At 54.1% G+C, this 8,852-nt stretch carries 7 protein-coding genes; all 7 read left to right on the top strand.

All coding sequences use genetic code 11. The annotated features are described in order from the left end of the window. Positions 1-97 precede the first annotated feature (97 nt). The 7 genes from RSSM_RS16675 to RSSM_RS16705 all read left to right on the top strand — a co-directional run bounded on the left by RSSM_RS16675 (position 98) and on the right by RSSM_RS16705 (position 8,672). On the top strand, positions 98-1,330 hold the full coding sequence (locus tag RSSM_RS16675; protein ID WP_144059886.1) for a glycosyltransferase family 4 protein: 1,233 nt from the start codon (positions 98-100) through the stop codon (positions 1,328-1,330). A gap of 230 nt (positions 1,331-1,560) precedes the next feature. Beyond that, a complete protein-coding gene (locus RSSM_RS16680; RefSeq protein WP_144059887.1) occupies positions 1,561-2,583 on the top strand; it encodes a glycosyltransferase family 4 protein in 1,023 nt (340 codons plus the stop codon). 72 nt (positions 2,584-2,655) lie between these two features. Next, positions 2,656-4,059, top strand: a complete 1,404-nt coding sequence (locus tag RSSM_RS16685; protein ID WP_144059888.1) for an oligosaccharide repeat unit polymerase — start codon at positions 2,656-2,658, stop codon at positions 4,057-4,059. Between the two features lie 11 nt (positions 4,060-4,070). Next, the gene (locus RSSM_RS16690; protein WP_008681215.1) at positions 4,071-5,213 is read left to right on the top strand and encodes a glycosyltransferase; all 1,143 of its coding nucleotides are present in this window, start codon (positions 4,071-4,073) and stop codon (positions 5,211-5,213) included. 10 nt (positions 5,214-5,223) lie between these two features. Beyond that, positions 5,224-5,760 (top strand): WcaF family extracellular polysaccharide biosynthesis acetyltransferase, encoded by a 537-nt coding sequence (locus RSSM_RS16695; RefSeq protein ID WP_008681217.1) that lies wholly within the window; start codon positions 5,224-5,226, stop codon positions 5,758-5,760. Between the two features lie 676 nt (positions 5,761-6,436). Further along, complete coding sequence (locus RSSM_RS16700; protein WP_008681218.1) at positions 6,437-7,192, top strand: glycosyltransferase family 2 protein; 756 nt, start codon at positions 6,437-6,439, stop codon at positions 7,190-7,192. A 946-nt stretch (positions 7,193-8,138) separates the two neighbouring features. Beyond that, the gene (locus RSSM_RS16705) at positions 8,139-8,672 is read left to right on the top strand and encodes a Uma2 family endonuclease (RefSeq protein ID WP_008681220.1); all 534 of its coding nucleotides are present in this window, start codon (positions 8,139-8,141) and stop codon (positions 8,670-8,672) included. The last annotated feature ends 180 nt before the right edge of the window (positions 8,673-8,852 follow it).

An 8,852-nucleotide genomic window follows, 5' to 3' on the forward strand; every position in this document is an offset into this window, starting at 1 on the left:
CGTGTGCAGGTTTCTGCAAGGCGTGAAGGATTCGATCTAAGCCCGACCGCCTACGCGATCACGGCTCACTGAAAACGCAACCAACCTCTTAATCTACTTGACCGCTTCCCGCTCTCTTCTGATTCACTTTGTCCGCTTTGGGCCGTACCACTTGGCGCGACTTCGCAGTGCCCAAGACGTGCTTGGCCCGCTGGGGTGGCGCGTGCGGGGGCTTCAGATTTGTGCGACCGACGCGACCTATGCCTGGGATGAGTCGGATTCTTTAGGCGACCATGAGGACGATGACTTCGTCACATTGTTTCCCGATGGCCACTACGAGAACTTCTCTTCGGGGCAGCTTCGCACGGAAGTCTCGGAAAGACTGAACGCCGAGCAACCTGACGCAATCGCGATTGCGGGTTGGGGAAGCGTTGATGCGAGAGCTTGTTTGGAATGGGCTAGCAAGAATACGTGCAAAACCATCTTGATGAGTGAGACGCGTGCCATTGACGGCGAACGCGTTTGGTGGAAAGAGAAACTAAAAAGAAGGTTGTTGCGGCGCTTTGATACTGCTTTGGTCGGGGCGCAGTCTCATGCGGATTACTTGACAACGTTAGGAGTGCGGAGAGATCGTATCACTTTCGGATACAATACCGTGGACAACGAGTATTTTGAAAGGCGTGTGGGCGAGTTGCGAGCCGCGAGAGACCGGGGCACGCCCCCGTTCTTTTTGGCGAGTAACCGGTTTGTGCCCGTGAAGAACTTGGTCGCGGCGGTGGATGCGTATGCGGGCTATCGGGCGAGCGGCGGTGAGTGGGAGTTGTGTTTATTGGGGGATGGGCCGCTGAAGGCGCAGATTGTCGAACGCACGAGGTTGCTTGGGTTGCAAGTGGTGGAAGGTGCGCCGTGGGAGACGAAACCAGAGGTAACACTCAAACAACTATCGAAAGGTGATGAGAGAAAGCCGATAGTCTTTTTGCCGGGTTTCCGGCAGATCGATCAACTGCCTGAATTCTATGCTGCGGCGTCAGCGTTTTTTCATCCAGCGATTCGAGAGCCGTGGGGACTTGTCATCAACGAAGCAATGGCGAGTGGGTTGCCAATCGTTGCTAGTCTCAACGGGGGCGCGGTGGAGGAGTTGGTGGACGACGGGATCAACGGATTTACTTTCGATGCGATTGAGCTTCGATCCATGGAGGCGGCGATGTCACGAGTCAGTGAGTTGTCGGCACAGGAACGCAAGCAGCTTGGGCGTGAATCCCAACGGATTTTGAATGACCGAATGCCAACAGGTGCTTTCGGCGAAGGCTTACGGCGAGCCCTGCAGATTACTTGCGAAACCAATTGCTAACACCTCGTTGGCCGACCTCACCCCTGCTAATTGAAAACTGCACTCTGACCACCTCATCTTCTTCCTGGATTGTCAGCCAACTTGGCGCGCGCGAGCACTACGCGATTCCGCGAGCACTGCACGCCGCAGGGCGACTTGGCTTGTTGCTTACGGATCATTGGTGTGCTCCGGGATCGCTCACTCGGCGTTTCAAACGGCTAGGACGTTTGCATGATCGTTGGCACAAGGACTTGGCAAACGCGTCAGTTCAATCGCCAGGTCTATTTTTCTTTGCCGAAGAAGTTGCAGCTCGCGCGAAAGGCTTGGCAGGTTGGGATCGCATCATCCATCGCAACGATTGGTATGAGCGTTTTGCGGTGTCTAGGCTTGTGCCGCTTGATGAATCACCTCGGACGCTTTTTTCTTTCAGCTACGCTGCCCGATTGGCCGTTCGATCCGCTCGGTCGAAAGGCTGGACCACGGTCGTGGACCAGATTGATCCTGGGCCTGAAGAAGAACGCATCGTCGCACGTGAACACGAGCGGTATTCACAGGTGAAGTCAAGTTGGAGACCAGCCCCCAAATCCTATTGGGATGCCTGGCATGAAGAAATGGAACTTTGCGACCGCGTTATTGTGAATTCACCATGGTCGGCCGAGTGCTTGAGAGGTGAGTCCATTGATCCCGGAAAAATCGATATCGTACCGCTTGTTTATGTCCCGCCCGGCGAGAACGGCCTTTTAGGCGATTGTAAGGATGCTGTCGAGCAAAGAACCGTGGCTAGCGTCAAAACGGCTGATCGGTTACGGATCCTGTTTCTAGGTCAGGTCAATCTTCGCAAGGGGATAGGTCGCTTAGTCGATGCGATGCGTTTGCTGGTCGACGATTCTCGTTTTGAGCTGACTTTGGCAGGACCGAGCGAGATTGATCCCGACCTATGGTCTTCACTGCCGAACGTGCATTTCGTCGGGCCCCTGCGTCGCAGTGACGTTGCTGCCGCGTATCGCGCCGCCGATGTGTTCATTCTTCCGACCCTGTCGGACGGGTACGCATTGACCCAGCTCGAGGCGCTTTCGTACGGGTTACCAGTGATTGCGTCTCGTCATTGCGGTGCTGCCGTTACGCATGGCGAAAACGGGCTTGTTTTGCCGGATCTAGAGCCATCCACTATCGCGGCGACAATAGTTCAATTCTTCGAATCGGATTGGGATCTAAACAGTATCGTCGCCCCCGCGTTCAGCTTGAAAGACCTGTCCCGACGATTAGTTGGATAGCCATCCAAGCAGTCTTATCGGCCGAAAGAGATTGGACCCCCATCCTAAATCTCCGCCCAACCAACGCTTCAAATGCCTGACCTAGCTATTTATCCGCTGCCCTTTTACCTTGCTTGTGTATTACTGGCGATGTCGGCTACGCACGCTTGGTCGAAGCGTCGCGAGGCTTGGGGGATTCCTGCTTGCGCAGTACTTCTGACAGTGTCCATTTGGTATGTCGGGGATGTGCTTTACAACGATTTTGCGGGGTATCGAACGCTGATTGGTGACGTCGCGATAGAAAATGCGTGGTGGCAAGTTTGTGGATTTGTCATTGCATTCATCACATTTGCTCCCGTGATGACAGGCCAATTTGCTGGACCGAGGCGTCCGAGCCAAGCAGTTGCGATTCTCGAACGCCGACCGTTGGATCATCCTGCGGTCCAAGCGAAAATCGACACATTCGCCAAGTCGCTGTTTGTCGCTTGGGTTTTGTTGATGATCGTTGCGCTGGTACGAGTAAAGTTCAACTTCCTCGGGCTTTTCGCACCATACCTGACCTACAAAGCTGAGCCTTGGTCTCGCAATCGCATGGGAGGGGGCATTGATTCGCTTTTAGCACTGGCAGGCTATTTCCAGGTGTTTCTGACGGCCGGTTTTGGCGTAATTCTCGCGCTCGCGCGAAATAGAACGACACGTCGAATGGCATTGATCGTTTGTTGCCTTTCAATGCCCTACTACATTTTTGACCGTACCCGTAACACGATGCTAGCGACGATGATTCCTGGTTTCAGCGCTTGGGTTTTTGGTCGTGTGAGGGGCAATCTGCCCACCAAGTTCGTCTACATTGGGCTGGGATTATTGGTGACTAGCCTTTGGTTTAGCTTTGTTCTAAGCAATCGAACGAATCGCAGCATTTCCGCTGCTTTCGCATCGGGGGCGAGCATTCGCGAATCGGCGGGCAGCAAGCACCTCGGGCTAAATATGTGCGAAGAACTGTCATGGATCAACCGGTTTTTCGCCAACGGTTCGTACGAGGCCAATTGGGGAAAACGTTATTTTGCGGAAGCAGCCAATCCCATCCCGCGGATCATTTGGCCTGGAAAGCCGACGATTGGAATCGACTATGCCATCGCCCGCGGTCAAGGCGGTGGCAGTGCCGCAAGCGCAGGAGTCTACGCAACGATTTCAACCGGAATGATTGGCCAGGGTGTTGTTAACTTTGGTCCATGGTTGGGTCCGATCGCCGCAGCTTTGTTGATGGCGATCTGGGTGGGGATACTGGCCCGCCAGGATCGTGTGTCGAACGAATATCCGGCAAGATTGATGTTGTACGCTCTCGGCTTAATCCTAACATTCAACATGGGGCGAGATATCACGCTTTTGGTGCTTTACCCATTCATTTTCGGATGGATTTTGATCGCTTTTTGGGAGCGGCGGCAGGAACGAAACCATTCCAACCGTACTTCCAGCCCGCCACCTTGGGTTGACTCTTGAAAATCGCTGCGGTGACCCATGCGCTATCCGCGCGAGGCGGTGGTATCCCGGCGGTGATGCGCCCCGTGTATCGACATTTGACCGTAAATCATTCAGTTGACGCAGAACTGTTTGGCCTGGCAGATGATTCACCTTTGGAAAACGACTCGAACTGGGGGCGCGCCAAACCTCAGACGTTCGAAGTTCGTGGCCCATCAGCGTTGGGGTATTCCCCCGACCTGCGTAAGCATTTACTCGAGTTCCACAGCGACGTGATTCATACCCATGGTATTTTCAAGCACACATCCGCCGATGTTCATTCGGTGGCACGCCGTGGAAAAATCCCATATGTCGTTGCGCCACACGGGATGTTAGACTCGTGGGCACTCAGCCGGTCACGCTTTAAAAAATTGGTGGCCTCGTGGTGGTTTGAGTCGAGGCACTTGGCGAACGCTCGCTGTTTTCACGCTCTGTGCAAGGCTGAAGCGGAAGACATACGTCGATGTGGGTATCCAGAGCCGATTTGTGTCATTCCGAACGGAATTGATTTACCAAAAGTTGAACGCCCCAGCCAAACCACCGACCGCCCCCGGACACTCCTGTTCTTAGGACGCATCCACCCCAAAAAAGGGTTGGTTGAATTGCTTCAAGCATGGCATCGGTGCGTCCAGGAAGATGGCTTGCCGATGCGAGAGGCCCGTTTGATCATTGCCGGTTGGGATGACGGCGGCCACGAGAAAAGCTTGCGAAAATGGGTAATCGAGAACAGCCTAGAAAACTCGGTTCAGTTCGCAGGGCCTGTTTTCGGTGAGATAAAGACGAAATGGCTCAATGAAGCACACGGATTCGTATTGCCTTCCTACAGCGAAGGTCTACCCATGTCGGTGCTCGAAGCATGGTCGTATCGTCTTCCCGTGTTGATGACTGAACACTGCCATTTACCCGAAGGTTTCGATCACGATGCCGCGATTTCCATCACCACGTCTCCCGAGTCAATTATGGCAGGCCTCCGGCGATGGCTTGAATCCGAATCGAGTGAACTTGAACGAATAGGGCAGAATGGATTCGATTTAGTGTCGCAGTCGTTTACGTGGGAACGAATCGCATCCCAGTACCTAGCGATGTACCGGTGGATGTTGGGCGGCCAGCGTCCTGAATTCGTCGATTTTGGATAGTGGTCCCTCCGTGAACCAAATTGAACTCCATAACTATCGATCCAACTTAGACCGCGGTGCGTCGCGGTTTACTGAGTATTGTTGGCTGATCATTCGGGCAGTTTTCTTCATCGTCCCGCTTCCCTTTCCTTCGTGTGTTCGCGTCGCGTGGTTGCGTTTTTTTGGGGCAACCGTTGGAAACGGTGTCGTCATTCGGAGCGGTGTCTGGATCGCCTTTCCATGGCGTCTGTTTGTCGGTGACCATGTTTGGATCGGCGAACAGGTCATGATGCTGAATCTGGATGAGGTTGTTGTCGAAACGAATTGTTGTATTTCGCAGCGGGCATTTTTGTGCACGGGATCGCATCGTTTTGATCGGCCAGGATTTGATTTGGTCACCAAGTCAATTGAAATCAAAGAGGGATCTTGGGTTGCCGCTCAGGCGTTTGTAGCACCTGGCGTCACCATCGGGCCAAACAGCATGTGTGTGGCTGGATCGGTAGTACTCAAAGATGTGCCGCCCAACACGACTGTGATCGGTAATCCAGCACGGCCGAAGTCGTCATAGCAAAAATGCTATTGATGACGGGTGCTTACGCGGCCGATCGCTCTGTCGATCGGTAATTTCTCTCACCACGAAAGACCCGAACGACACGAAAGTTGGCTCTGCATCGAAAAGAGGTTGAATGAGGGCTTCTGAACTGTTGGGACGAGCCCAGACGGAGTTTGGTGGTGTTTCTTGTTGGTCGGTAGCTGTCAGTTGTGGCTCCGCCGGGACGAGCCCGCGCGGAAGCGTAGAGCTAAAAGCAAATTGCTGAACGCTAATAGCTTTTGGATTTCCGAAGTCTACGCAACTCCGGCTAAGGGAATTTTCGTGTGGTTCGTGTATTTCGTGGTTAATAAACGGAAGACACCACTCGATCGCATACTTGGGGCCAAACAGCTACCGACGTCTTGGCGACACCGGGTACGAGAAGAAGCGTCGGATTGGGCTTTGATTCCGCCGGGACAAGCCCGCGCGGAAGTGTAGTGCTAAAGGCTAATTGCTAAAAGCTAGTAGTCTACCGCATCTCAATTTTCGGGTGGAATCGTAGTGGATGACGCAAGGAATCCCCTTGCGTGACTAGCGCATCAAGGACTCGTCGCCTCGTCCACTACCCGAAAATCAAGTTGACATGAAGTACTAGTGAATTTCCGAAGTCTGGCGACATCGGCTACATCATTTTGTAAAGCGTTCTATTACGATGCGAATCTCTCTTATCACGGCTGTTTTCAATCGCGCGACAACGATCGGCGCGACGATTGAAAGTGTTTCATTGCAAGATGTCGACGGCTTTGACCTGGAATACATCGTCGTGGATGGGATGTCGGACGATGGAACGGATACGGTTGTGATGGAACATGCCCGCGTCGTCACGAAATCGATCCGGGAAAGCGACAGCGGTATCTACGACGCACTCAACAAAGGCATCGCCGCTGCCTCGGGCGATGTGATTGGGTTTATTCATGCGGACGATTGGTTGGCAGACCCGCAAACGCTCGCCCGAGTCGCCGATGCGATGAGCGATCCAGACGTCGACGGTGTTTATGGGGACTTGGTTTATGTCGATGGGCAGACGCCTGACAAAGTCCATCGGTACTGGCGTTCGGGCGAGTACGACGTCCGCAAGTTCCGCACAGGATGGATGCCACCACATCCGACGGTTTACTTTCGTCGCAGCCTTTACGAGCGTTTCGGAGCTTTCGATTGCTCGATTCAAACCGCGGCCGACTATGAGCTGTTGGTGCGGATGATGGTCCGGCATGGCGCAAGGATGAAGTACATCCCGCACGTGATGGTCAAAATGCGAACTGGCGGGGCAAGCAATGCTTCCCTCAAGAATCGCATGCAAGCCAACGCGGATGACCGGGCGGCTTGGGTGGCCAATGGCCTGAAGCCACCAGTGGGCCTGCGGCTGACCAAACCACTGCGGAAGTTGCCGCAGTTTCTTTTCAAATAGCCCGCCGCTTAGCCGTCGTCTTTGATCTGGCGGCCAGTTTCAACCATCGATTCTGTTCGGTGAGTTTCTTGTAGGTGGGGTGTGTTTTCTACCACGAAGGTTGCGAACCACACGAAAGGGTTGGAGTGGGTGGTGGCTGCTTTTGCGTGAACTGCTTCTTGTGGTAGGCGGGCTCGCCAAGAGTTTGTCGATTTAATCAAGAGTCAACCTGTTTTCGTTTAACCGGTAGCCGTAGGCGACGCACAGCGGCAAGTAGGTCGCCTTTGGCTACCCGTTAAACGATTAAATCAACAAGTCGCCAAGAGTTTCGGCCGGCTCACACGAATCGCCGAAAGTTTTGGCAACTTTCGCTACGGTCTATTTTCGTGTGGTTCGTGTATTTCGTGGTTAGGTTGTGTGTATTTTCTACCACGAAAGGGACGAAACACACGAAAGCTGAAGACGGGGTTGTGGGTGCTATTGCGTGAACTGTTTCTTGTGGCAGGCGGGCTCGTCAGAGTTCAGGGATGCTGAGGGGATGCCCCGAAGTCTTAACGACTCCGGCTACGGGGAGGAGTGTGGGGAAGGGCGTTGAATCCGCCGAGACGAGCCCGGACGGAAGCGTCTTGCTAACAGCTAACGGCTAACGGCTAACGGCTAATAGCTAATCCCCCCAAAGTCTTGGCGACTCCGGCTACGTGCCTTTCGCGTGATTGGTAGCCGTCAATTGTGGCCCCGCCGGGACAAGCCCTTTCCTCGCTCGACCCTCCCGAGGGGCGTTCGGGTTGTGCTTGGGGTGATCGGGTGCTTTGCTCCCTTGCGTCTCTGCGTTGAAATGGGTGCGATTGGCAGGGCGTTGTGGTGCGGGTGAAAAGGTGGTTGCATCTCGGCTTCTGCCTCCTTCGCCGCCCACAATCGCTATAATCGCAGTGTGTTTTCGCTCGATCGACCAAGATAGAACATCGTCATGCAACTGACCCTTCACCTGCCCCCACGTGAACAGCAACTGGCGTTCAATCGCAAGCGATGGAGCGAAGTGCTGGCGGATCGCGGATTGGCCGAACTTCCCTATCGAATCGAAACCAACGCGTACGGGCAAATCCTGATGACCCCACCTGCCTCAGGCGGGCATAGCCATCGCCAAGGAAAAATCACCGTAATGCTCGACCGAATGCTCGGTGGCAATGTCCATCCCGAGTGTCCGATTTCAACGATCGATGGCGTGAAGGCTGCGGACGTCGGGTGGTATTCGGATGCACGACTCGAACAGGTCAAAGGTCAAATCGCATTTGAAGTCGCACCTGAAATTTGCGTCGAAGTGCTCTCTCCGGGCAATTCCGAATCCGAAATGCGAACCAAGCGTCAGCTTTACTTTGATGCCGGTGCGGACGAAGTCTGGATCTGCGGGCTTGACGGGACCATGACGTTCTACCAATGCGAGCATCCTGATACTCCACAAATGCATTCGACTCGCTGTGCGGAATTCCCAACCACACTCTAACACCTGGGAGTGTCGAACAATTGTCTCCATTGTTTCGCCAAGAGCGACATCCAAACACCCGACGCTTCTCCGACGTCTTAGCAACGCTCGTTACAGAGAAAAAGTGGTAGCGAGACTCGCCGAGAGTTTCGGCAGGCCCCACGGATCGCCGAAAGTTTTGGCAACTTTCGCTACGGATCC

This window comes from Aporhodopirellula sallentina SM41, assembly GCF_000346505.1.
In the GTDB taxonomy this organism is placed as follows: domain Bacteria; phylum Planctomycetota; class Planctomycetia; order Pirellulales; family Pirellulaceae; genus Rhodopirellula; species Rhodopirellula sallentina.